The organism is Noviherbaspirillum phoenicis, assembly GCF_047237965.1.
Taxonomy (GTDB): domain Bacteria; phylum Pseudomonadota; class Gammaproteobacteria; order Burkholderiales; family Burkholderiaceae_D; genus Noviherbaspirillum_A.
This window is the reverse complement of record NZ_JBDFLX010000001.1, coordinates 1,540,043-1,563,538: the sequence shown is the minus strand read 5'-3', so window position 1 is coordinate 1,563,538 and position 23,496 is coordinate 1,540,043. Positions and strand designations below refer to the sequence as shown.

Annotated in this window: 21 protein-coding genes; 18 read left to right on the top strand and 3 right to left on the bottom strand. The window is 63.4% G+C overall.

The window, feature by feature from the left end; genetic code table 11:
- Positions 1–25: 25 nt before the first annotated feature.
- The 7 genes from gltA to ABC383_RS07020 all read left to right on the top strand — a co-directional run bounded on the left by gltA (position 26) and on the right by ABC383_RS07020 (position 10,032).
- Positions 26–1,330 (top strand): citrate synthase, encoded by a 1,305-nt coding sequence (gene gltA, locus ABC383_RS07050; RefSeq protein WP_413012648.1) that lies wholly within the window; start codon positions 26–28, stop codon positions 1,328–1,330.
- Positions 1,331–1,702: 372 nt separating this feature from the next.
- The gene (locus ABC383_RS07045) at positions 1,703–4,558 is read left to right on the top strand and encodes a 2-oxoglutarate dehydrogenase E1 component (protein WP_413012646.1); all 2,856 of its coding nucleotides are present in this window, start codon (positions 1,703–1,705) and stop codon (positions 4,556–4,558) included.
- A gap of 67 nt (positions 4,559–4,625) precedes the next feature.
- On the top strand, positions 4,626–5,894 hold the full coding sequence (odhB, locus tag ABC383_RS07040; protein WP_413012644.1) for a 2-oxoglutarate dehydrogenase complex dihydrolipoyllysine-residue succinyltransferase: 1,269 nt from the start codon (positions 4,626–4,628) through the stop codon (positions 5,892–5,894).
- A 77-nt stretch (positions 5,895–5,971) separates the two neighbouring features.
- Positions 5,972–7,399 (top strand): dihydrolipoyl dehydrogenase, encoded by a 1,428-nt coding sequence (gene lpdA, locus ABC383_RS07035; protein WP_413012643.1) that lies wholly within the window; start codon positions 5,972–5,974, stop codon positions 7,397–7,399.
- Between the two features lie 27 nt (positions 7,400–7,426).
- Positions 7,427–7,855: a hypothetical protein gene (locus ABC383_RS07030; protein ID WP_413012642.1), complete on the top strand. Its 429-nt coding sequence runs from the start codon at positions 7,427–7,429 to the stop codon at positions 7,853–7,855.
- A gap of 321 nt (positions 7,856–8,176) precedes the next feature.
- Complete coding sequence (zapE, locus tag ABC383_RS07025; protein ID WP_413012641.1) at positions 8,177–9,277, top strand: cell division protein ZapE; 1,101 nt, start codon at positions 8,177–8,179, stop codon at positions 9,275–9,277.
- Positions 9,274–10,032 (top strand): hypothetical protein, encoded by a 759-nt coding sequence (locus ABC383_RS07020; protein ID WP_413012640.1) that lies wholly within the window; start codon positions 9,274–9,276, stop codon positions 10,030–10,032. Before zapE ends, ABC383_RS07020 begins: the two co-directional genes overlap by 4 nt.
- 19 nt (positions 10,033–10,051) lie before the next feature.
- Here the strand turns inward: ABC383_RS07020 and ABC383_RS07015 are convergent, their stop codons facing one another.
- Positions 10,052–10,858, bottom strand: a complete 807-nt coding sequence (locus tag ABC383_RS07015) for a PP2C family protein-serine/threonine phosphatase (RefSeq protein WP_413012639.1) — start codon at positions 10,856–10,858, stop codon at positions 10,052–10,054.
- A 106-nt stretch (positions 10,859–10,964) separates the two neighbouring features.
- On the opposite strand from ABC383_RS07015, the gene ABC383_RS07010 reads away from it, so the two are divergent.
- Together ABC383_RS07010 and yoaA are read left to right on the top strand one after the other, a co-directional pair.
- Positions 10,965–11,168, top strand: a complete 204-nt coding sequence (locus ABC383_RS07010) for a YdcH family protein (protein ID WP_413012638.1) — start codon at positions 10,965–10,967, stop codon at positions 11,166–11,168.
- A 99-nt stretch (positions 11,169–11,267) separates the two neighbouring features.
- Positions 11,268–13,277 carry a DNA repair helicase YoaA gene (gene yoaA, locus ABC383_RS07005; protein ID WP_413012637.1) on the top strand — a complete coding sequence of 670 codons (2,010 nt, stop codon included), beginning with the start codon at positions 11,268–11,270 and terminating at the stop codon, positions 13,275–13,277.
- Here yoaA and ABC383_RS07000 read toward each other — a convergent pair.
- Entirely contained in the window at positions 13,258–14,238 is a 981-nt protein-coding gene (locus tag ABC383_RS07000; protein WP_413016260.1) for an NADPH:quinone oxidoreductase family protein, read from the bottom strand. The two genes, yoaA and ABC383_RS07000, sit on opposite strands and share 20 nt — an antisense overlap.
- Before the next feature lie 103 nt (positions 14,239–14,341).
- Between ABC383_RS07000 and surE the strand changes: the two genes are divergently transcribed.
- The 6 genes from surE to rlmD are packed head-to-tail and all read left to right on the top strand — an operon-like array spanning position 14,342 to position 20,090.
- Positions 14,342–15,079 (top strand): 5'/3'-nucleotidase SurE, encoded by a 738-nt coding sequence (surE, locus tag ABC383_RS06995; RefSeq protein WP_413012636.1) that lies wholly within the window; start codon positions 14,342–14,344, stop codon positions 15,077–15,079.
- Positions 15,076–15,876, top strand: a complete 801-nt coding sequence (locus tag ABC383_RS06990; RefSeq protein ID WP_413012635.1) for a protein-L-isoaspartate(D-aspartate) O-methyltransferase — start codon at positions 15,076–15,078, stop codon at positions 15,874–15,876. The genes surE and ABC383_RS06990 overlap by 4 nt, the downstream gene beginning before the upstream one ends.
- 37 nt (positions 15,877–15,913) lie before the next feature.
- Positions 15,914–16,885 (top strand): peptidoglycan DD-metalloendopeptidase family protein, encoded by a 972-nt coding sequence (locus tag ABC383_RS06985; protein WP_413012634.1) that lies wholly within the window; start codon positions 15,914–15,916, stop codon positions 16,883–16,885.
- Between the two features lie 5 nt (positions 16,886–16,890).
- Positions 16,891–17,889 (top strand): RNA polymerase sigma factor RpoS, encoded by a 999-nt coding sequence (rpoS, locus tag ABC383_RS06980; RefSeq protein ID WP_413012633.1) that lies wholly within the window; start codon positions 16,891–16,893, stop codon positions 17,887–17,889.
- Positions 17,886–18,677, top strand: a complete 792-nt coding sequence (locus ABC383_RS06975; protein WP_413012632.1) for a 3'-5' exonuclease — start codon at positions 17,886–17,888, stop codon at positions 18,675–18,677. Before rpoS ends, ABC383_RS06975 begins: the two co-directional genes overlap by 4 nt.
- A gap of 57 nt (positions 18,678–18,734) precedes the next feature.
- Positions 18,735–20,090 carry a 23S rRNA (uracil(1939)-C(5))-methyltransferase RlmD gene (rlmD, locus tag ABC383_RS06970; protein WP_413012631.1) on the top strand — a complete coding sequence of 452 codons (1,356 nt, stop codon included), beginning with the start codon at positions 18,735–18,737 and terminating at the stop codon, positions 20,088–20,090.
- A 67-nt stretch (positions 20,091–20,157) separates the two neighbouring features.
- Here rlmD and ABC383_RS06965 read toward each other — a convergent pair whose 3' ends face one another.
- Positions 20,158–20,850 carry a Bax inhibitor-1/YccA family protein gene (locus ABC383_RS06965; protein ID WP_413012630.1) on the bottom strand — a complete coding sequence of 231 codons (693 nt, stop codon included), beginning with the start codon at positions 20,848–20,850 and terminating at the stop codon, positions 20,158–20,160.
- Positions 20,851–21,049: 199 nt separating this feature from the next.
- Here ABC383_RS06965 and ndk point away from each other — a divergent pair, with 199 nt between their 5' ends.
- Genes ndk through pilW form a run of 3 tightly spaced genes read left to right on the top strand, consistent with a single transcriptional unit; the run spans position 21,050 to position 23,490 of the window.
- Positions 21,050–21,475 (top strand): nucleoside-diphosphate kinase, encoded by a 426-nt coding sequence (gene ndk / locus ABC383_RS06960; protein ID WP_194714824.1) that lies wholly within the window; start codon positions 21,050–21,052, stop codon positions 21,473–21,475.
- Between the two features lie 51 nt (positions 21,476–21,526).
- On the top strand, positions 21,527–22,699 hold the full coding sequence (gene rlmN, locus ABC383_RS06955; protein ID WP_413012629.1) for a dual-specificity RNA methyltransferase RlmN: 1,173 nt from the start codon (positions 21,527–21,529) through the stop codon (positions 22,697–22,699).
- Positions 22,696–23,490 (top strand): type IV pilus biogenesis/stability protein PilW, encoded by a 795-nt coding sequence (gene pilW, locus ABC383_RS06950; RefSeq protein ID WP_413012628.1) that lies wholly within the window; start codon positions 22,696–22,698, stop codon positions 23,488–23,490. The genes rlmN and pilW overlap by 4 nt, the downstream gene beginning before the upstream one ends.
- Positions 23,491–23,496 lie beyond the last annotated feature (6 nt).

Below are 23,496 nucleotides of genomic sequence, written 5' to 3'. Positions count from 1 at the left end.
AAACCGCTCAACAGAAGGAAGAGCCATGACCCAATCTGACAACAAAGCCACCCTGTCTTTCTCCGACGGGTCACCCTCGCTGGAATTCCCGATCTACAAGGGCACCATCGGCCCGGACGTCATCGACATCCGCAAGCTCTATGGCTCCACCGGCAGCTTTACCTACGATCCGGGCTTCATGTCGACTGCTTCCTGCAACTCGTCGATCACCTATATCGATGGCGACAAGGGCGAGCTGCTGTACCGCGGCTACCCGATCGAACAGCTGGCCGTGAACTGCGACTTCCTGGAGTCCTGCTACCTGCTGCTGAACGGCGAACTGCCAAATGCAAAGCAGAAGAAGACCTTCGTCGACACCGTGACCAAGCACACCATGGTGCACGAGCAGATGCAATTCTTCTTCCGCGGCTTCCGTCGCGACGCGCATCCGATGTCGGTGCTGGTCGGTACCGTCGGCGCGCTGGCGTCCTTCTACCATGACTCGCTGGACATCAACGACCCGCATCACCGCGAAGTGTCGGCCATCCGCCTGATCGCCAAGATGCCGACGCTGGTTGCAATGGCCTACAAGTACTCGGTCGGGCAGCCTTTCGTATACCCGCGCAACGACCTGTCCTACAGCGCCAACTTCATGCACATGATGTTCTCCACGCCTTGCGAGGAGTACAAGGTCAACGACGTGCTGGTGCGCGCGCTCGACCGCATCCTGATCCTGCATGCGGACCATGAGCAGAACGCATCGACCTCCACCGTGCGCCTGTCCGGTTCGTCGGGCGCCAACCCGTTCGCCTGTATCGCAGCCGGCATCGCCTGCCTGTGGGGCCCGGCGCACGGCGGCGCCAACGAGGCAGCCCTGAACATGCTCAAGGAAATCGGCTCGGTCGACAAGATCGGCGAATTCGTCAAGCAGGTAAAGGACAAGAACTCGGGCGTGAAGCTGATGGGCTTCGGTCACCGCGTCTACAAAAACTACGATCCGCGCGCCAAGCTGATGCGCGAAACCTGCCACGAAGTGCTGGCCGAACTGGGTCTGGAAAACGACCCGCTGTTCAAGCTGGCCATGGCGCTGGAAAAGGTCGCCCTGGAAGACGAATACTTCGTCTCGCGCAAGCTGTACCCGAACGTCGACTTCTACTCCGGCATCGTGCAGTCGGCGCTGGGCATCCCGGTCTCGCTGTTCACTGGCATCTTCGCAATGGCCCGTACCGTTGGCTGGATCGCCCAGTGGAACGAGATGATTTCCGATCCGGAGCAGAAGATCGGCCGTCCGCGTCAGCTGTATGTCGGCGCCACCCGCCGCGACGTGCCGACCATGGACAAACGTGGCTAATCGCCGCTTTGCCCACTAGCCCCGGACAGGGCTGTCACCTGAAAACCCCGGCCTCCTTGCAGGCCGGGGTTTTTTTATTCCCGCACCGCGCACCTTCACCGATGCGCAGCCGCCGCATTCGGATGCGGGATTGAGGCCGCCCGGCCACGCTTTCGCGACGCGCTCAAATAAACCTGCCGCCCGTTCCCGCCGCCTTCTTGGCATTCGGCTTTCTATGCTATTCTTTCGCACTTGATTTCAATCCACTCCGTGGTCCAGGTCAAACAGGTCCTTCCCCCACAACTTGATGTGCAATCCGCTAACCGGTCAGGCCGTGTCGCGGAAGGTTAAACAACCCGCTAATCTCGCGAAACGCGAAGAAAGGTGAGCAAGATGATGCAGCAGTACCTCTCCAATTCCTATCTGTTCGGAGGAAACGCACCGTACGTCGAAGAACTGTACGAAGCGTATCTGAACAATCCCGGCTCGGTGCCTGACAACTGGCGCGCTTACTTCGACGCCATGCAGCACGTGCCGGCAGTGGATGGATCGACCCGCCCTGACGTTCCCCACGCACCCGTCGTCGCTTCCTTTGCAGAACGCGCCAAGCAAGGCCCGATCCGCACCGTCACAGCGTCCACCGATGCCGAAATGGGCCGCAAGCGCGTCGCCGCCACCCAGCTCATCGCCGCTTACCGTTTCCTTGGCTCCCGTTGGGCCAATCTCGATCCGCTGCAGCGCCAGGAGCGCCCCAGCATCCCTGAACTGGAGCCGAGCTTCTATGGCTTCACCGATGCCGACATGGACATCGTGTTCAATATCAGCAATACCTACTTCGGTTCCGAGACCGCATCGCTGCGCGACCTGCTCAACGCGCTGCGCGACACCTACTGCCGCTCCATCGGTTCGGAATTCATGTACATCACCGATCCGGGCGAGAAGCGCTGGCTGCAGGAGCGCCTGGAATCCGTGCGCGCAACGCCGAACTTCACCGCTGAAAAGAAGCAGCACATCCTCGAGCGCCTGACCGCGGCCGAAGGCCTGGAACGCTACCTGCACACCAAGTATGTCGGCCAGAAGCGCTTCTCGCTGGAAGGCGGCGAGAGCTTCATCGCCTCGCTTGACGAAACCATCCAGCGCGCCGGCGAAAAGGGCGTGCAGGAAATCGTGATCGGCATGGCCCACCGCGGCCGCCTGAACGTGCTGGTCAACATCCTGGGCAAGATGCCGCAGGAACTGTTCGCCGAATTCGAAGGCAAGCATGCGGACGACCTGCCGGCCGGCGACGTGAAATACCACCAGGGCTTCTCGTCCGACGTCACCACGCCAGGCGGCCCGGTCCACCTGTCGCTGGCCTTCAACCCGTCGCACCTGGAAATCGTCAACCCGGTGGTTGAGGGCTCGGTCAAGGCGCGCATGGAGCGCCGCGGCGACAAGGATGGCTCGCAGGTGCTGCCGGTGCTGGTGCACGGCGACGCCGCATTCGCCGGCCAGGGCGTCGTGATGGAAACCCTGAACCTGGCGCAGACCCGCGGCTACGGCACGGGCGGCACGGTGCATATCGTGATCAACAACCAGATCGGCTTCACCACCTCCGATCCGCGCGACTCGCGTTCCACGCTGTACTGCTCGGACGTGGTCAAGATGATCGAGGCGCCGGTGCTGCATGTGAATGCGGACGATCCGGAAGCCGTCGTGTTCGCCACCCAGATCGCGCTGGACTACCGTGTCCAGTTCAAGAAGGACATCGTGGTCGACATCATCTGCTTCCGCAAGCTGGGCCACAACGAGCAGGACACCCCGGCGCTGACGCAGCCGCTGATGTACAAGAAGATCGCCAAGCATCCCGGCACCCGCAAGCTGTATGCCGACAAGCTGGCCACCCAGAACACCATCCCGGCCACGGCCGGCGACGAAATGGTCAAGGCCTATCGCGACGCGATGGATGCCGGCCGCCACACCGTCGACCCGGTGATCTCGAACTTCAAGAGCAAGTACGCGGTCGACTGGATGCCGTTCCTGAACCGCAAGTGGACCGACGCCGCCGACACCGCCGTGCCGCTGGCCGAGTTGAAGCGCCTGGCTTCCCGCATCACCACGGTGCCGGAAAACTTCAAGCCGCACTCGCTGGTGGAAAAGGTGCTGGCAGACCGCGCCGCCATGGGCCGCGGCGACATCAACCTCGACTGGGGCATGGGTGAGCACCTGGCCTATGCATCGCTGGTGTCGTCCGGCTATGCAGTGCGCCTGACCGGCCAGGACGCCGGCCGTGGCACCTTCGTGCATCGCCATGCGGTGCTGCACGACCAGAACCGCGAGCGCTGGGACGCCGGCTCCTACATTCCGCTGCAGAACGTGTCGGAACAGCAGGCGCCGTTCAACGTGATCGACTCGGTGCTGTCCGAAGAAGCCGTGCTCGGTTTCGAATACGGCTACTCGACCGCCGAACCCAACACCCTGACCATCTGGGAAGCCCAGTTCGGCGACTTCGCCAACGGCGCGCAGGTCGTGATCGACCAGTTCATCAGCTCCGGCGAAGTGAAGTGGGGCCGTGCTTCCGGCCTGGTGATGATGCTGCCGCACGGCTATGAAGGCCAGGGTCCGGAGCACTCGTCGGCACGCCTGGAGCGTTACCTGCAGCTGTGCGCGGACAACAACATGCAAGTGGTGCAGCCGACCACGGCAGCGCAGATCTTCCACCTGCTGCGTCGCCAGATGATCCGCCTGTTCAGGAAGCCGCTGGTCATCATGACGCCGAAGTCGCTGCTGCGTAACAAGGATGCCGGATCGCCCCTGTCCGAGCTGGCCAAGGGCACCTTCCAGACCGTGATCGGCGAAGTCGACGAAGCGATCGATCCGCGCAAGGTCAAGCGCGTGGTCGCCTGCTCCGGCAAGGTGTATTTCGACCTGGTCAATGCCCGCAAGGAACGCGGCCAGTCCGACACCGCTATCATCCGCATGGAACAGCTGTATCCGTTCCCGCACAAGGCATTCGCGGCCGAGCTGAAGAAATTCCCCAACTACACCGAACTGGTATGGGCGCAGGATGAGCCGCAGAACCAGGGCGCATGGTTCCAGATCCAGCACAACATCTTCGAGAACATCGAGGAAGGTCGCAAGCTGGCCTATGCGGGCCGTCCGGCCAGCGCATCGCCCGCTGTCGGTTACTACGACAAGCACTATGCGCAGCAGAAGGCATTGATCGACACCGCCTTTTCCAAGCTCAAGGGCTTCGTCCTGACCAAATAAGAAAAACTTTCGACGCGCCCGCCCGAAGCGGGCGGCGCGTTGCGCATATACCGAAACGGAGTAATACATGGCAATTCTTGAAGTCAAAGTCCCGCAACTGTCGGAATCCGTCGCCGAGGCGACCCTGCTGCAATGGCACAAGAAAGTCGGCGAAGCAGTCAGCCGCGATGAAAACCTGATCGATATCGAGACCGACAAGGTGGTGCTCGAGCTTCCCGCGCCGGACGCCGGCGTGATCACCGAAATCATCAAGACCGACGGCAGCATGGTCGTCGCCGGTGAAATCATCGCGAGGATCGACACCGAAGCGAAGGCCGGCGCCGCCGCGCCCGCCGCAGCTGCGCCTGCGCCCGCTGCCGCCGCACCTGCCGCCGACCCGGTACAGGCTGCGATCGCCAACCTGGCCGCCAAGGCATCGTCCGGCGTGGCCATGCCGGCCGCTGCCAAGCTGCTGTCGGAAAACAACCTGTCCGCAGGCGACGTCGCCGGCACCGGCCGCGATGGCCGCGTGACCAAGGGCGATGTGTTGAACAAGCTGGAAGCCAAGCCGACCGCAGCGCCTGCCGCCGCTCCGGCCCCAGCCGCCAAGCCTGCGCTGCCGCAGGTAGCCGCGCCGGTCGCCGGCAACCTGGGCGACCGCCCGGAAGAGCGCGTGCCGATGAGCCGCCTGCGCGCCCGTATCGCCGAGCGCCTGGTGCAGTCGCAGTCCACCAACGCCATCCTGACGACGTTCAACGAAGTCAACATGAAGCCGGTGATGGACCTGCGCAACAAGTACAAGGACAAGTTCGAAAAAGAACACGGCGTCAAGCTGGGCTTCATGTCCTTCTTCGTCAAGGCAGCGGTTGCAGCACTGAAGAAGTACCCGATCATCAACGCCTCCGTTGACGGCAACGACATCGTCTACCACGGCTACTTCGACATCGGCATCGCGGTCGGTTCGCCGCGCGGCCTGGTGGTGCCTATCCTGCGCAATGCCGACCAGATGTCGATCGCCGAGATCGAGAAGAAGATCGGCGAATTCGGCGCCAAGGCCAAGGACGGCAAGCTGACCCTGGACGACCTGTCCGGCGGCACTTTCTCGATCTCCAACGGCGGCACCTTCGGCTCGATGCTGTCGACCCCGATTATCAACCCGCCGCAGTCGGCGATCCTGGGCGTGCACGCGACCAAGGACCGTGCCGTGGTCGAGAACGGCGAGATCGTGATCCGTCCGATGAACTACCTGGCCATGTCCTACGACCACCGCATCATCGACGGCCGCGAAGCGGTTCTCGGCCTGGTGGCGATGAAGGAAGCGCTGGAAGATCCGGCACGCCTGCTGCTCGATCTGTAATCACCCCGCGGCGAACAATGGCGGCCACGAGCCGCCATTGTTTTGCCGACTGATGTACAAGAAATGGAAGGAAAACAATGTCCAAGAATTTTGATGTGGTAGTGATCGGCGGCGGCCCCGGCGGCTATATCGCGGCAATCCGCGCCGCCCAGCTCGGCTTCAACGTTGCCTGTGTCGACGAGTGGAAGAATGAGAAGGGCGGACCCGCGCCCGGCGGCACCTGCACCAACGTCGGCTGCATTCCGTCCAAGGCGCTGCTGCAGTCGTCGGAAAACTTCGAGCATGCCGCGCACTCGTTCGCCGACCATGGCATCACGGTGCAGGGCCTGGCTATGGACGTGCAGAAGATGCTGGGCCGCAAGAACACCGTGGTCAAGCAGAACAACGACGGCATCCTGTTCCTGTTCAAGAAGAACAAGGTCGCCTTCTTCCATGGCCGCGCTTCCTTCGTCAAGGCCGCCGATGGCGCCTATGAAATCGCCGTGGCCGGCGCCGCCGCCGAAACGCTGGTGACCAAGCACGTGATCGTCGCCACCGGCTCGAATGCCCGCGAACTGCCGGGCGCGCCGTTCGACGAGCAGCGCATCCTGTCCAACGTCGGCGCACTGGCGATCCAGGAAGTCCCGAAGAAGCTGGGCGTGATCGGCGCCGGCGTGATCGGCCTGGAAATGGGCAGCGTCTGGCGTCGCCTGGGCGCGGAAGTGACCGTGCTGGAAGCGCTGCCGACCTTCCTCGGCGCTGTCGACCAGCAGATCGCCAAGGAAGCCCACAAGCTGTTTACCAAGCAGGGCCTGGCCATCAGCCTGGGCGTGAAGATCGGCGCCATCACCGCTAACGACAGCGGCGTGACGGTCGAGTACGTCGACGACAAGGGCACCGCGCAGAAGGGCGAGTTCGACCGCCTGATCGTCTCCATCGGCCGCGTGCCCAACACCATCGGCCTGCAGGCCGATGGTGTTGGCCTGCAGCTCGACGAGCGCGGCTTCATCAAGGTCGACGACGAGTGCCGCACCAATCTGCCCAATGTCTGGGCAGTAGGCGACGTGGTGCGCGGCCCGATGCTGGCGCACAAGGCCGAGGAAGAGGGCGTGGCGGTTGCCGAGCGCATCGCCGGCCAGCATGGCCATGTGAACTTCAACACCATTCCGTGGGTGATCTACACCTCGCCGGAAATCGCGTGGGTCGGCAAGACCGAGCAGCAGCTGAAGGAAGAAGGCGTGTCCTACAAGGCCGGCACCTTCCCCTTCCTGGCCAACGGCCGCGCACGCGCGCTGGGCGATACCTCGGGCATGGTGAAATTCCTGGCCGATGCCAAGACCGATGAAATCCTGGGCGTGCACATGGTCGGACCGGTCGTGTCGGAACTGATCTCCGAAGCCGTGGTGGCGATGGAGTTCAAGGCATCGTCGGAAGACATCGCCCGCATTTGCCACGCCCATCCGTCGCTGTCGGAAGCGACCAAGGAAGCTGCGCTGGCAGTGGAGAAACGTTCGCTCAATTTCTAGGTCGAACGTTCTTTGACGGAGGCGATGATGCGAAGGCGCGCACTGCTTGCAATCCTGTCGGCGCTGGTCCTGGCGGCCTGTGCCACGGCGCCGGTCAGCAATGACCTCGGCATCGAAACCGTCAGCCGCGGCCAGCCCGTGGCTGGCGCCAGTTGCACGGTGCAACTGGTCGAAGGCAGCTTCAACATCGTCACGCCTGCGGTCGTACCGGCGCGCAACACCCGAGGCGACCTGCGGGTGATATGCAACAAGCAGGGCTATCGGACGTCCGAGGTGCTCTACCGTGGCGGCTATGCCGGTTACGACGGTTATGGCAGCCGCACCAGCCTGGGCTTTGGCCTCGGCGGCGGGAGCGGCAGTATCGGATACGGCATCGGGCTTGGCGTGCCCATAGGCGGGGGCGCCAGCCCGTCGCCGGTGCCGGCCACCGTCCTGGTTGAAATGAACCCGCTGTGAGGGTGCGACGGCTTGAAAAGGGCTTTGCCGCTGGATGACAGCCGGACAACAGTAGTAGCAGAAGGGCGAGGCATGTTCTCGCCCCAATTTTTTTCAGGTTCTTCACGGATGCCCGTGATCCCGCAAGGTGCAATACACCAAGAGGGGCATTGCACCGATGGTTGACACGGCAAACGGTCCATAAGGCCAATCGCCGTTTGGCGACGATGGTTCAATGCCCTTCGGGTATTGCACCCTGCGAGGCAATTACGAGGCCACGCTCATCCGTGAAAGACTTTGTTCATGGCCGCGCGCAAGACGCGGCACGGGAGGCGGAATTTGATGGATGTGCGCGAGTATTACCAGCATGCGCTGGCCGAGCGTGGCTTTTCGGCGGACCAGGCCCAGCATGCGGCCGTGGAGCGGCTGCAGCGCTGCTATGAGGAATGGGTGCATTACAAGGCGCAGCGCGCCAGCGTGTTCAAGCGCCTGATCAGTCGCCCGGCGGTGCCGCGCGGCGTCTACATGTGGGGCGGTGTCGGGCGCGGCAAGTCCTTCCTGATGGACAGCTTCTACCTGGTGGTGCCGGTCGTGCGCAAGACCCGGCTGCACTTCCACGAATTCATGCGCGGCGTGCACCGCGAGCTCGACGACCTGAAGGGCGTGGCCAATCCGCTCGATACGGTGGCACAGCGCATCGCCAAGAAGTACCGGCTGATCTGCTTCGACGAGTTTCATGTGTCGGACATTGCCGACGCGATGATCCTCTACAACCTGCTCAAGGCCCTGTTCGACAATGGCGTGTCGTTCATGATGACCTCCAACTACGAGCCCGATACCCTCTATCCGAACGGCCTGCATCGCGACCGCATGCTGCCCACCATCGAGCTGCTGAAGGACCGGCTGGACGTGATGTGCGTCGACGCCGGCATCGACTACCGCAAGCGGGCGCTGGAGCAGGTCGAGGCCTATCACACGCCGCTGGGGCAGGACGCCGATCGCCAGCTGCGCCATGCCTACAGCAAGATCGCCGAAAGCGAGGACCAGGATCCGCTGATCCGCATCGAATCCCGCGAAATCCGGGCGCTGCGGCGCGCCGGCGGCGTGATCTGGTTCGACTTTGCCACGCTGTGCGGCGGCCCGCGCTCGCAGAACGACTACCTGGAAATCGCCAGCCAGTTCCACACCGTGATCCTGTCGTCGGTGCCCAAGATGTCGGCCGCGATGTCGTCCGAGGCGCGCCGCTTCACCTGGCTGATCGACGTGCTGTACGACCATAAGGTCAAGCTGCTGATGTCGGCCGAAGTGCCGGCCGAGGAACTCTATACCGAAGGCGTGCTGTCCAATGAATTTCACCGCACGGTGTCGCGCATTGTCGAGATGCAGTCGCGCGAGTACATGCAGTCCGAGCGGCGCAACGTGATGGAGTCCCTGTCCCGATGATGCGATTGATTGCCGTGCGCCGGCTGGCGCTGACCATGGTGCTGGGCCTCGCTGCGCTGCATGCCGCGGCCAGCGACACGGATGAGGTCGTCGCACGCTATCCAAAGGGGTCGATCGACTCGGTCGAGTCGGCCGATGCGGCGCTGGCGGACGTCCGGCGGGAACGCGAGGAAGTCGAGGCGCATGCCCGCGATGCCGAATATGCCTGCTACAGCAAGTTCTTTTCCTCGCCTTGCGTCAGCAAGGTCAAGGAGCGGCGCCGGGCAGACCTGGAGCGGCTCAAGCCGATCGAGGTCGAGGCCAATGCCTTCAAGCGCCGCGATGTCGTCGAAAAACGCGATCGCGTGCTGGAAGAGCAGCGCGCGCGCGAGGCGCGCGAGGCGCCCGAACGGGCCGAGCGGGAGCGGATCAATACGGAGAAATCCGCCAGAAAGGCCGCGGACGTCGCGGCGCGCCAGGCGGCGCCGGAAAATCCGCCGAAAGGAAGAAAGCCGGCCACGCCGCGTTCCGAGTCCGACGCGCCCCGTACGGATGGCCGGGACCGCATCGCCGAGCATGAGGCGCGCATGGAAAAGGCGCGCGCCGAGGGAGAAGCCAAGGCGGCGGAACGGGAACGCAATATCGCCGCCTACCAGCGCAAGCAGGAAGAGGCGCTGGAGCGCCAACGCAAGGTGGAAGAGAAGAAAGCCAAGCGGGCGCAGCAGGACAAGGAAAAGCAGGACAAGGAAAAGCAGGGCGCGGCCAAGGCGCCGTGATACTGGCTGGCTGCGCGGCTCAAACCGCGCGCCGTATTCCCTGTGCCTGATAGGTCTTCTTCTCCGGCGGCGGCGTGACCAGCCTGACCAGCGCCAGCGTGCAGTTATCGGCGCGCTTGCCGGCGCTGCGATCGCGTGCCTTGGCGATCATCATTTCCGACGCTTCCCGCGGCGAGCGTGCGGCCAGGGCCGCGCCCAGTTCGGCATCCGCGAAGTAGTTCGACAGCCCATCGGAGCAAAGCAGAAAGCTGTCGCCTGCCTGCAGGCCGTCATGGCGGCCGCTGGTGATGCTCATGTGCTCGTTCCCGCCACCCAGCGTATTGACCAGCAGCCGCGCCAGCTTGGCGCCGCCGGGATCGTCCGGCCTGAGCTTGCCTTCGGCGATCAGCTTTTCGCGGTAGGAATGATCGACGGTGCGAAACGCCGGATTGGGGCCGCTGAAGCGGTACAGCCGTGAATTCCCGACATGCGCCCAGTGCGCCGAGCCTTCCGGCGTCAGCACCAGCGCAACCAGGGTGCTCAGCGGCCGTTCGCCGGAAGTGATCCGCGCCAGGTTGATCATGGTGTGCGCTTCCAGCGCGATGGAGGACAGCATCTCATCGACCTGATCGGTCAGCGGCGAAAACTGCTCGAACACCTGGCGCGCGGTGCGAATTACCTGTTCCGCCGCCATCGCGCCGCCCGAACCGGCGCCGCGGCCGTCGGCCAGCACCGCCATCATGTAGCCCGGCGCGCGGGGCGCGGCAAACAGCGCCACCCGGTCCTGCTGCTCGTCGCGGTCGCCGATGTGCTGACCGGTTGCTGCCTCTATCTTGTACTGGCCCATGTGTTCCGCTTGGATTAAACTTGCCGCCTGTCGAGAAATTCGCCAAATTATCCCACGCAAAATGTCCTGTAGGAAAGAATTGCGATGAAAGCACGGAAACTTTTCCATGAATAAGCTTGCTGAAGACATAAAAAAACGCATCATCGAACTGGAAGTGGAACATCGCGATCTCGACTCTGTCATCGACATGCTCAGCGCCAATGGCCAGCATGAAGAATTGCAACTCCGGCGCCTGAAGAAGCGGCGCCTGCAGTTGAAGGATCACATCACCCTCCTCAAGATGCAGCTGATTCCCGACATCCCGGCCTGAGCGGGCCGGGGCCGGCTCCTGATAAAATAGCGGCTCTTTTCCGGCCATCATGGTCCGGCCCACCGGCACGCAGCGCGTGCATCCAATACAGCATCGAACTTGACAGCAGAACATTCCAGCGCAGATATCACCGGCGAGCGCGACGCCGAGGTCGAGCAGCTCTTTGGCCCGACAGGTCCGTTGGTGGATGCCGTGCGTGGTTTCCGGCCACGCCTTCCCCAGACGGAAATGGCCAAGGCGATTGCCGATGCGATTGCCGGCCAGAAAACCCTGATAGCGGAAGCCGGCACCGGCACAGGCAAGACCTTTGCCTACCTCGTTCCGGCCCTGCTCTGGGGCGGCAAGACGGTCATTTCCACCGGGACGAAGAATCTGCAGGACCAGCTTTACCTGCGCGATATTCCCACAGTGCGCAAGGCCCTGAACGCGCCGGTGTCGGTCGCCCTGCTCAAGGGGCGTGCCAATTACCTGTGTCATTTCCACCTGGAGCGCACGCTGCAGAACGGCCGCCTGACCTCGCGCGAGGATGTCGGCTTCCTGCGGGAGATCTCGCGCTTCATCAAGACCACTTCCACCGGCGACAAGGCCGAACTGTCCAAGGTGCCGGAGAATGCCTCGGTGTGGAACCTGGTGACGTCCACGCGCGACACCTGCATGGGAAGCGAATGCCAGTATTACAACGACTGCTTCGTGATGAAGGCGCGCAAGGAAGCGCAGCAGGCGGACGTGGTGGTGGTCAATCACCATCTGTTTTTCGCCGATGTCGCGCTGAAGGACACCGGCGTGGCGGAACTGTTGCCTTCGGCTAACACCATCATCTTCGACGAAGCCCACCAGCTGCCGGAGACGGCGACCCTGTTCTTCGGCGAGACGGTATCGACCTCGCAGATCATCGAACTGTGCCGCGACGTACTGGCCGAGGGCCTGTCCCATGCCCGCGACGGCGCCGACTGGAGCCAGCTGTCGGGCGCCGTCGAACGTGCGGCCCGCGATCTGCGCCTGACCTTTCCGCAGGACTCGGTCAAGCTGGCCGCTCACCAGATCGCGCCGTCCAGCCCGTTCTTCCCGGCGCTGGAAGCGGTGCAGGATGAACTGGCGGCGATGATCGAGGTGCTGGAAGACCAGGCGCAGCGCGCCGAAACGCTGGAGCAGTGCCGGGTGCGCGCGGTGGAACTGGCCGCCCGCCTGGGCGCCTGGACCGCCGGCGGCGAGCAGGCCGCGTCCGACCCCGACAAGGTGCTGTGGGTGGAAGCCTATGCCTCCTCGCTGCAGCTGCACCAGACGCCGCTGTCGATCGCGCCCATCTTCAGCAAGCAGCGCGAAGGTCCGCCGCGCAGCTGGATCTTTGCTTCCGCCACGCTGGCCGTGAAGAACGACTTCAATCATTACACCGCCCAGATGGGCATGATGAACGAGTCGGCCCGCACTTGGCCCAGCCCGTTCGACTATGGCAACCAGGGCCTGCTGTACGTGCCCAACGACATGCCGCAGGCAAATGCGCCGAACTACACTGATGCGGTGATCGATGCGGCCTTGCCGGTGATCGAAGCCGCCGGCGGCCGCGCCTTCCTGCTGTGCACCACGATACGGGCAGTCAACCGCGCCGCCGAGCGGCTGCGCGAGGAGTTCGAGCAGCGTGGGCTGCCGTTTCCGCTGATGGTGCAGGGCGAGTCCGGGCGCACCGAACTGCTGGACCGCTTCCGGGCCGCCGGCAATGCGGTGCTGATCGGCAGCCAGAGTTTCTGGGAAGGGGTGGACGTGCGGGGCGAGGCCTTGTCCGTGGTGATCATCGACAAGCTGCCGTTCGCGCCGCCGGATGATCCGGTGCTGGCCGCACGCATTGCTGCGCTGGAAAAGAAGGGCCTGAACGGCTTCGTGCACCACCAGCTGCCGTCGGCCATCATCAACCTGAAGCAGGGCGCCGGACGGCTGATACGCGACGAGACCGACCGTGGCGTGCTGATGATCTGCGACACCCGGCTCATCACCAAGCCCTATGGCCGGCGCATCTGGCAAAGCCTGCCGGCATTCAAGCGGACCCGCGACCTGGAGCAGGTGCGGGCCTTTTTTGCGCCAAGCGCCGAGGCGCTTACTTCTGAGGCTGAATGACGACCTTGCCAGTCACCTTGCGGGCGGCCATGTCGTTCAACGCCTTGGGCGTGTCGGCCAGCGCATAGCGTCCGGAAATGTGCGGCCGGATCTTGCCTTCGGCCAGCCAGCCCATCAGTTCCCGCATGCCCGCCATGTTGGCCTTGGGCTCGCGCCGCACGTATTCGCCCCAGAACACGCCGACCAGCGAAGCGCCCTTCAGCAGCGTCAGGTTCAGCGGCAGCTTGGGAATCTCGCCGTTGGCAAAGCCCACGACGAGGTAGCGTCCGCGCCAGCCGATCGAGCGGAATGCCGGCTCGGCATAGATGCCGCCGACCGGGTCGTAGATCACGTCCGGGCCCTTGCCGTCGGTGGTGGCCTTGATCGCTTCGCGCAGGTCCTGCGTGCTGTAGTTGATGGTGGCATCGGCGCCGTGCTGCTTGCAGATTTCCAGCTTCTCGTCGGAAGAGGCGGCCGCGATCACGCGCGCGCCCAGCGCCTTGCCGATCTCGATTGCCGCCAGGCCAACGCCGCCGGCTGCGCCCAGCACCAGCATGGTTTCCCCGGCTTTCAGCTGCGCCCGGTCCACCACGGCATGGTGCGACGTGCCGTAGGTCAGGGTAATGGCGGCGGCGGTGTCGAAGTCCATGCCCGGCGGCATCGGCATGACCGATTTTTCCGGCACCGCGATCTGCTGTGCGAATGCACCCTGGCCGACAAAGGCGATCACCCGGTCGCCCGGCTTGTACTGGGTCACGCCTTCGCCGACGGCGGTCACGGTGCCGGCCAGTTCGCCGCCTGGCGTGAACGGCAGTTCCGGCTTGAACTGGTACTTGTTCTGGATGATGAGCACGTCCGGGAAATTCACGCCGGCGGCTTCGACCTTGATTGCCACCTTCCCGGCATCAGGAACAACGTCCGGCAGTTCTCTTACTGCCAATGTATCGGGCAGACCCCATGCTTCACAGACGATAGCCTTCATCATGTCTCCTTAAAATAGAACGGTCGTTTGGTTTTGGGATTATGCCGTAAAAATGCAGTCTGGTTGGCGAAATCACTGCGAAGGCATCGGTTAGAATCGCGCTATGAAAATTCTTGTGAGTAACGACGACGGTTATCTGGCCCCTGGCATCGCCGCGCTGGCGGATGCGCTGGCCGGCATTGCCGAGATTACGGTCGTGGCGCCAGACAGCAACCGTTCCGGCTCCTCGAATTCATTGACACTGGACCGCCCGCTGCGCGTTTACCGCGCCGCCAACGGCTTTTACTCGATCAACGGTACGCCGTCGGACTGCGTCCACATTGCCCTGACCGGCATCATGGCACAGCGCCCGGACCTGGTGGTGTCGGGCATCAACCAGGGCCAGAACATGGGCGACGATACGCTGTACTCCGGTACGGTGGCGGCTGCCACGGAAGGATTCCTGTTTGGCATTCCCGCGATCGCATTTTCACAAGTGCAGCATGGCTGGGCGCATCTGGACGCCGCGGCCCGCGTGGCCAGAGAGATCGTGCTGCGCCGCTTCGAGCAGTTGCAAAAGCCCTGGCTGCTGAACGTGAACATCCCGAATCTGCCGTACGAGGACATTGGCCCGGCGGTGGCAACCCGGCTGGGGAAAAGGCATCAATCCGAGCCGGTGATCCGCACCACGGACCCGCAGGGCAACGAGATATTCTGGATCGGGCCGCCCGGCGCGGCGCTCGACAGCGGCGAGGGCACCGATTTCCACGCGACGGGGCAGGGCCGCGTCTCGGTAACGCCCCTGCGCATCGACCTGACGCATTCCGTGCAACTCGACGCCTTGCGTCAGGCGCTTCCATGACACAAGGCAAACGCTTCCCGCTGTCGCTGGCTTCGCTGGGCGAGCGCGCCAAGACCAGCGGCGTGGCCACGCCGCAAACCGCCACCCGCAACCGCGCGCAGACCAGCGCCCGGGAAGCGGCGCCCGGCGCCGAGCCGGCGCGCCCGATGTCCATGGTGTCCGATGCAGTGCGTTCGGCCATGGTGACGCGGATTGCCCGCCAGGGCGTGCGCGACGAGAAAGTGCTGGCCGCCATGTCGGTGGTGCCGCGCCACCTGTTCCTTGAACCAGGCCTTGCCAGCCAGGCCTATATCGATGCCTCGCTGCCAATAGGCCATCACCAGACCATTTCCCAGCCCTACATCGTGGCGCGCATGATCGAAGTCATGCGCAGCAACCGCAACGGCGGAGCGCTGACACGGGTGCTGGAAATCGGCACCGGCTGCGGCTACCAGGCGGCGGTGCTGTCGCGGGTGGCAACCGAGGTGTATTCCATCGAGCGCATACGCGCCCTGCACGAGTTGGCGAAAGCAAACTTGCGGCCAATGCGCATCCCCAATATCCGCTTGCATTATGGAGATGGTATGCTTGGCTTCCCGCAGGTGGCGCCATTCGATGGCATCATACTGGCCGCCGCGGGCATGGAAGTTCCGCAAGCCCTGCTCGAACAGCTGACAATCGGCGGCCGCCTGGTTGCACCTGTCGGCGCGCGCCATCAGGTCCTGAAAGTGATCGAGCGCGTGGGCAATGAAGAATGGACGACAGCAACGCTGGAGGACTGTCACTTTGTGCCGCTGCGCCCTGGTACGGCAGCCTGACCGGCATACCCGAAATGAAACACTCAATATGGTAAGAATGAAGAATACACGCTTGGCATTGACGATCGTTATGGTGGCGGGTCTGGCCGCATGCGGCACGACTCACACTGTTGCGCCCGTGGTCGAGCGCGCGTCCGTGCCGCGGTCGGCGCCGGCAGCAAAGCCGCGCCCGGTGGAAAACGGACCGGGTTATTACACGGTCAAGAAGGGCGACACGCTCAACCGCATCGCCCAGGAATTCAATCAGAGCTTCCGCGACATCGTGATCTGGAACGGGCTGACCAGCCCCAACGACATCAAGGTCGACCAGGTGCTGCGGGTGGCGCCGCCGGATGGCGCCGGCGCGCCCGCGCCCGGAGCGGCGCAGACCGGCAGCATTGCCACCTCGTCGGGCGTGGAAGTGCGTCCGCTGGGTGCGCCGGCCGCGGCGCCTGCGGCGAACGGCAACCCGATCGCCGCGCCGGCAGCCAACGGCGGCAACAAGACCTGGCCGCGCGGCGACAAGCGGCCGTATTCCGAGGGCGCCCTGGCCGAGCTGCAAAAGCCGGACAGCGCACCGCCGGCACGGACTGAAGTTGCGCGCAGCGCCGAGAAGGCACTGGAAAAACCTGCCGACAAGCCCTCTGACGCCGCGCGGGCGCCGGACGACGGCATTGGCTGGATCTGGCCGGCCGAAGGCCGCGTGGTCGGCACCTTCGAAGGCGGCCGCAAGGGCATCGACATTGCCGGCAAGATGGGCCAGCCGGTGATGGCGGCCGGCGCCGGCACCGTGCTGTATGCCAGCAGCGTGCGCGGTTACGGCAATCTGGTCATCGTCAAGCACAGCAGCAACCTGCTGTCGGCCTATGCCCACAACAAGACCATCCTGGTCAAGGAAGGGCAGGCGGTCACCAAGGGACAGCGGATTGCGGAAATGGGCAACTCCGACACGGACAGCGTCAAGCTGCATTTTGAAATCCGGCAGCAGGGCAAGCCGGTCGATCCCTCGAAGTTTCTACCGGCCAGATAAATGCGATGAATCCCAACCACCGCGATCCGCCTGAAGATGACGATCTTCCGGAAGCTCCCCCGGAAATAGTGCTCGAAGGGGAGGGTGCGGTGGAGCAAGGCGCGGGCGAGCTGCGCATCGAGGTGGCCGCGCCGGTGGATGAACTCAGGACGGTGCTGGCGGCGGAGCTGTCCACCGACGCCACCCAGCATTATCTGAACCGCATCGGCCTGCATCCCCTGCTGTCGGTGGAGCAGGAGCAGCATTTTGCGACGCTTGCCAAGGCGGGCGAATTCAGTGCGCGCCAGAAGATGATCGAGCACAACCTGCGGCTGGTGGTGTCGATCGCCAAGCATTACATCAACCGTGGCGTGGTGCTGCTCGACCTGATCGAGGAAGGCAACCTCGGCCTGATGCGGGCCATCGACAAATTCGAGCCTGAGCGCGGATTCCGTTTTTCGACCTATGCCACCTGGTGGATACGCCAGAGCATCGAGCGCGCCATCATGAACCAGGGCCGTACCGTGCGGCTGCCGGTCCACGTGGTGCGGGAACTGAACCAGGTGCTGCGCGCGAAGTATCACCTCGAAGCCCAGCACCACGACGGCAAGGATGCTACCTGCGAGGACATTGCCCATCTGCTCGACCGACCGGTGGAGGATGTGCAGGACATCCTGAGCCTGTCGGAGCATGCCACCTCCCTGGACGCGCCGCTGGACAACGATCCGCAGGCCAGCCTGATGGATATGCTGCCCGGCAATCTCGATGATGCCCCCGACTCCCAGGCCGAGCACCATGAAATCATGGTGCTGGTGCGGGAGTGGCTGGGCCGCATGCCGGAGAAGCAGCGGGTCGTCATCATGCGTCGCTTCGGCCTGGATCATGACGATCCGGCCACGCTGGAGGAATTGGCGCTGGAAATGGGCGTGACCCGCGAGCGGGTGCGGCAGATCCAGCAGGAGGCGCTGGTCAAACTGAAGCGGGCGCTCGCCGCACGCGGTGTCGGCAAGGATGCCTTGTTTTGACGCCGGTGCTGGTGTTCGACATCGAAACCATCCCGGATGTAACCGGACTGCGCCTGCTGCACCGGCACCCCGATGCAATGACCGATGACGCGGTGGCCCAAGCCGCAGTCGAGGCGCGTCAGGCGCAGAACGGTTCGACCTTCCTGCCGCATCATCTGCACCGGGTCGCCGCGATTTCCTGCGTGTTCCGGGATGATCAGGGATTTCGCGTGCGCTCGCTCGGCAGCCCGGAGGATGGCGAGGCACGCCTGGTGGCGGATTTTTTCCGCGTTATCCAGCGCTACACGCCGCAGCTCGTTTCCTGGAACGGCAGCGGCTTCGACTTGCCGGTGTTGCACTATCGCGCTCTTGCGCTTGGCGTGCCGGCGCCGCGGTACTGGGATCAGGGCGAGGAGGACAGGGAGTTCCGCTGGAACCATTACCTGGGCCGCTACCACAGCAGGCATCTCGACATGATGGATTTCCTGGCGCTCTACAACAGCCGCGCCTATGCGCCGCTGGACGACATTGCCAGGCTGTGCGGCTTTCCCGGCAAGCAGGGCGTGGATGGCGCGCAGGTCTGGCCGCTGTACCAACGGGGGCGGCTGCAGGAAATTCGGGATTACTGCGAAACCGACGTGGTCAATACCTACCTCGTCTATTGCCGCTTCCAGTTCCTGCGCGGCCAGATGTCCGCTGCCGCCTATGAAGCGGAAATCGCGCTGGTCAGGTCCTCGCTCGCAGAACTGGAAGGCTGCCACTGGCCGGCATTCCTCGATGCTTGGCCCCGGCAACAATTGCAGCCATAATCTCACCCTTCGCGCCGGCGCCCCGTTCGCCGCGTCCCTGTTGAATTTTCCTAGCTCATGTCCCAATCACTGATAGAAATCGAATCCCTTGACATGGAGGCCCGCGGTGTCGGCCATCTGAAGAATGAGGATGGCTCGCCCGGCAAGGTGGTCTTCGTCGAGGGAGCTCTTCCCGGAGAACTGGTCAGTTTCCAGTCCTACCGGCGCAAGTCCAAGTGGGAAGCGGCGCATATGCTGGCGGTGCATCGCGAGAGCGCGCTGCGCGTCAAGCCGCGCTGCCAGTATTTCGGCACCTGCGGCGGCTGCGCGATGCAGCACATCGAGCCATCGGCCCAGGTGGCGGCCAAGCAGCGGGTGCTGGAGGACAATCTGAAGCATATCGGCCGGCTGCAGGCGGAAATGATGTTGCGACCCATCCATGGACCGACCTGGGGTTACCGCTACCGCGCGCGTTTTTCAGTGCGCAACGTGGTGAAGAAGGGCGGGGTACTGGTCGGTTTTCACGAGCGCAAGTCCGGCTTCATCACCGACATGCAGTCCTGCGAGGTGGTGCCGGCGCATGTGTCGGCCATGCTGGGGCCTTTGCGGCGCCTGATTGCCTCGCTGTCCATCATGGAGCAGGTGCCGCAACTGGAACTGGCGGTCGGCGATGGCGTCAATGGTCCGGTCACGGCGCTGGTGATGCGCAACATGGCGCCGCTGTCCGCGCAGGACGAGGCCCTGCTGCGCGAATTCGCCGACCTGCACCAGGTGCAGTGGTGGCTGCAGCCGGCCGGTCCGGACAGCGTGTACCAGTTTTACCCGACCGATACCCGCCTGCTTTACCGTCTGCCCGAGTTCGGCATCGAAATGCCGTTCAAGCCGACCGACTTCACGCAGGTCAATCACCAGGTTAACCGCACCCTGGTGGCGCGCGCGATGGCCCTGCTTGATGCACAGCCGGATGAGCGGGTGGCCGACCTGTTCTGCGGTCTCGGCAATTTCACTTTGCCGATTGCCACCCGTGCCAGGGAGGTAATGGGCATCGAGGGCAGCGCCACGCTGACTGCCCGGGCGCTCGACAATGCCCGTCACAACGGCCTGGCGGACAAGGTCAGCTTCAGCACCCGCAACCTGTTCGAAGTGACCGGGGACGACATGCTGGCCCTGGGCAGGTTCGACCGCATGCTGATCGATCCGCCGCGCGACGGCGCAGCCGCGGTGTGCGAGGCGCTGGCCAGCTTGAAGGAGCGCGCGCCGGAAGTCTTGCCCAAGCGGATCGTGTATGTCTCCTGCAGCCCGTCCACGCTGGCGCGCGACGCCGGCATACTGGTGAATCAGGCTGGCTACCGCTTGCACATGGCAGGCGTGATGAACATGTTCCCGCACACGGCCCATGTGGAGTCGATTGCGGTATTCGAGTTGCCGGCCTGATCGGAGCGCCTGAAAGCAAAAAGAAAGCCGGCTACGAAGGCCGGCTTTTCATTTGGCGGAAAGCCCGTCAGTCGCGATTGCCGCCCAGAAAGCCGAGCAGGGCCAGCAGGTTGGCGAACACATTGTAGAGGTCGAGATAAATGGCCAGCGTGGCGGAAATGTAGTTGGTCTCGCCGCCGTTGATCACTTGCTGCACGTCATACAGGATGTATGCGGAAAAGATGCCGATCGCCAGGACCGACACCGCGAGATACAGCGCTGGCAACTGCAGGAAGATGTTCAGCACGGCAGCGGCGAGGATCACCAGCACGCCGGCGAACAGCCATTTGCCCATGCCGGAAAAGTCGCGCTTGGACACGGTGGCGACGGTTGCCATCACGCCGAAAATCGCCGCCGTACCGCCAAATGCCGTCATTACCAGCGTACCGCCATTGCTGTAGCCGAGGGTGTGGCCGATCAGCCGAGATAGCATCAGGCCCATGAAAAAGGTGAAGCCCAGCAGGACCGCCACGCCGGCGGCGCTGTGCTTGGTTTTTTCGATGGCGTAGAAAAATCCGAAGGCAATGGCGAGAAACACCATGAAGCCGATCATCGGGCTGCCGGCAAAGAAAGTGAACTTCATCTGCACGCCCAGCCAGGCGCCCAGCACCGTGGGAATCATTGACAGCGCAAGCAGCCAGTAGGTGTTGCGCAGGACGCGGTGGCGGCTTGCCAGAGCTTCGCCGGCGCCGCCGAAAGTCGATTGCAATCTGGTATCCATGCTGTTTTCTCCGTATGTGAGCAATGCAGGTAAGTACCCGGAAAGCATACCACGCTTCATTTGAAGTTCCCTCCCGGTCCATTCCTGACGGCGGCAAGCTCGCTTCTTCTGTGCGGTAGAGCATTCGTGGTAAAATCACCGGCTAATCCTATTCCTTCCCCTGATCTTTAACCCATTATTTTCATTGGAGTTTTCAACTATGGCAATTGAGCGCACCCTGTCGATCATCAAACCGGACGCAGTCGCTAAAAACGTTATTGGCCAGATCTACACCCGTTTCGAGAACGCGGGTCTGAAAGTGGTCGCCGCCCGCATGATGCATCTGTCGCGTGCCGAAGCTGAAGGCTTCTACGCGGTGCACCGCGAGCGTCCCTTCTTCAAGGACCTGGTCGATTTCATGATCTCCGGCCCGGTGATGGTGCAGGCGCTGGAAGGCGAAGGCGCAATTGCCAAGAACCGCGACCTGATGGGCGCCACCGATCCGAAGAAGGCTGACAAGGGCACGATCCGCGCCGATTTCGCCGATTCCATCGACGCAAACGCCGTTCACGGCTCCGACGCGGCCGAAACCGCTGCCGTTGAAATCGCCTACTTCTTCCCCACCTTGAACGTCTACTCCCGTTAATTCGTTCAACCGGCGCCGCCATTCAGGCGGCGCCATTCCTCTGGAATGCTAGTGATGACGCACCTCACCAATCTGCTGGACAAGGATCCCGCGCAACTCGTCGCTTATTGCGCCGAGCTGGGTGAGAAGCCGTTTCGCGCCAAGCAATTGCTGCGCTGGATACACCAGTTTGGCGCCAGCGACTTCGATGCGATGACGGATCTTGCCAAGTCCCTGCGTGACAAGCTGGCCACGCGCGCCTTCATCGCGGCGCCGTCCGTGATCAGCGACCACACCTCCAGCGACGGCACCCGCAAGTGGCTGCTCGACGTCGGACAGGGCAATGCGGTCGAAACCGTTTTCATTCCAGAGGAAAATCGCGGCACCCTGTGCATCTCCACCCAGGCTGGTTGCGCGGTCAACTGCCGTTTCTGTTCGACCGGCAAGCAGGGCTTCTCGCGCAACCTAACGGTGGGCGAGATCATTGGCCAGCTCTGGATGGCTGAATTTGCGCTGCGTCGCGCCAAGGGTATCGAGCCCGGGCCGAAGGGCGAGCGCCAGATCACCAATGTCGTGATGATGGGCATGGGTGAGCCGTTGCTCAATTTCGAGCCCACCGTCACGGCATTGAAGCTGATGCTGGACGACAATGCCTACGGCCTGTCGCGCCGGCGGGTCACCGTGTCGACTAGTGGCGTGGTGCCGATGATGGACAAGCTTTCCCAGGAATGCCCGGTGGCGCTGGCCGTATCGCTGCATGCATCCAACGATGCGCTGCGCGACGGACTGGTGCCGCTGAACAAGAAATATCCGCTGCGTGACCTGATGGCGGCCTGCCGTCGCTATCTGGCGTTCGCGCCGCGCGACTTCATTACCTTCGAATACTGCATGCTGGATGGCGTCAACGACACCGACCAGCATGCCCGTGAATTGATCGCGCTGGTGCAGCAAGGCGATAACCCGGTGCCGTGCAAGTTCAACCTGATCCCCTTCAATCCCTTCCCCGAATCGGGCCTGAAACGCTCCAACAATGTGCGCATCAAGGCGTTCGCCAAGGTGCTGATGGATGCCGGCATCGTCACTACCATCCGCAAGACCCGCGGTGACGATATCGATGCCGCCTGCGGCCAGCTGGCGGGTGAAGTCCAGGACCGTACCCGGGTGCAGGAACGGATGCAGAAGATGGCGGAGTACCAGCAGAAGTTCGGCAAGGATTTCGGCCGCATCGTGGAGATATCTTCGTGAAGGCTGGCCTGGACGGCTGGTCAGGCGTAGCGTTTTCCCTTCTGTTGCTCGGCGCGTGCGCGGGCGTCGGCCAGGCGCCGGCGCCGCAGGACCTGCGTACCAGCGTCGATCAGACTGACATCGAGCGTCGCGCCCAGATCCGGCTGCAGCTTGCGGTCGGCTACTATGGCCAGGGCCAGCTCGCCACTGCGCTGGACGAGATCAAGCAGGCAATCCAGATCAATCCGGCGCTGGCGGATGCCTACAGCGTGCGCGCGCTGATCTACATGGACATGCATGAAACCCAGTTGGCGGAAGACAGCTTCCAGCGGGCGATGAAGCTGGCGCCCGGCAACCCGGACTTTGCCAACAACTATGGGTGGTTCCTGTGCGAAAACGGTCGTGCAACGGAATCGCTGGCTTATTTCGAAAGCGCGCTGAAGAACCGCAGCTACACTTCGCCCGCCAAGGCGTTGAACAATGCCGGCGTCTGCAGCCTGCGGCTCAAGGACGCGGCGGCAGCGGAGCGCTATTTCAACCAGGCTTTCCAGGCCGATCCCGGCAATCCGGATGCGAACCTGAACCTGGCCCGGCTTTACTACGACCGCGGCGACTATCAGCGCGCGCGTTTTTACGTCAGCCGCCTGTTGCGCGCAGAGCAAAGCAACGCCGCCGCGCTCTGGATGGCAATCAGGGTCGAGCGCAAGCTCGGCGACCGGGACGCCGAATCCTCGCTGTCGAACCAGCTGCGCCGCCGCTTTCCGGATTCGCGTGAATATGCCGCCCTGACGCGCGGGGCATACGATGAGTGATTTTTC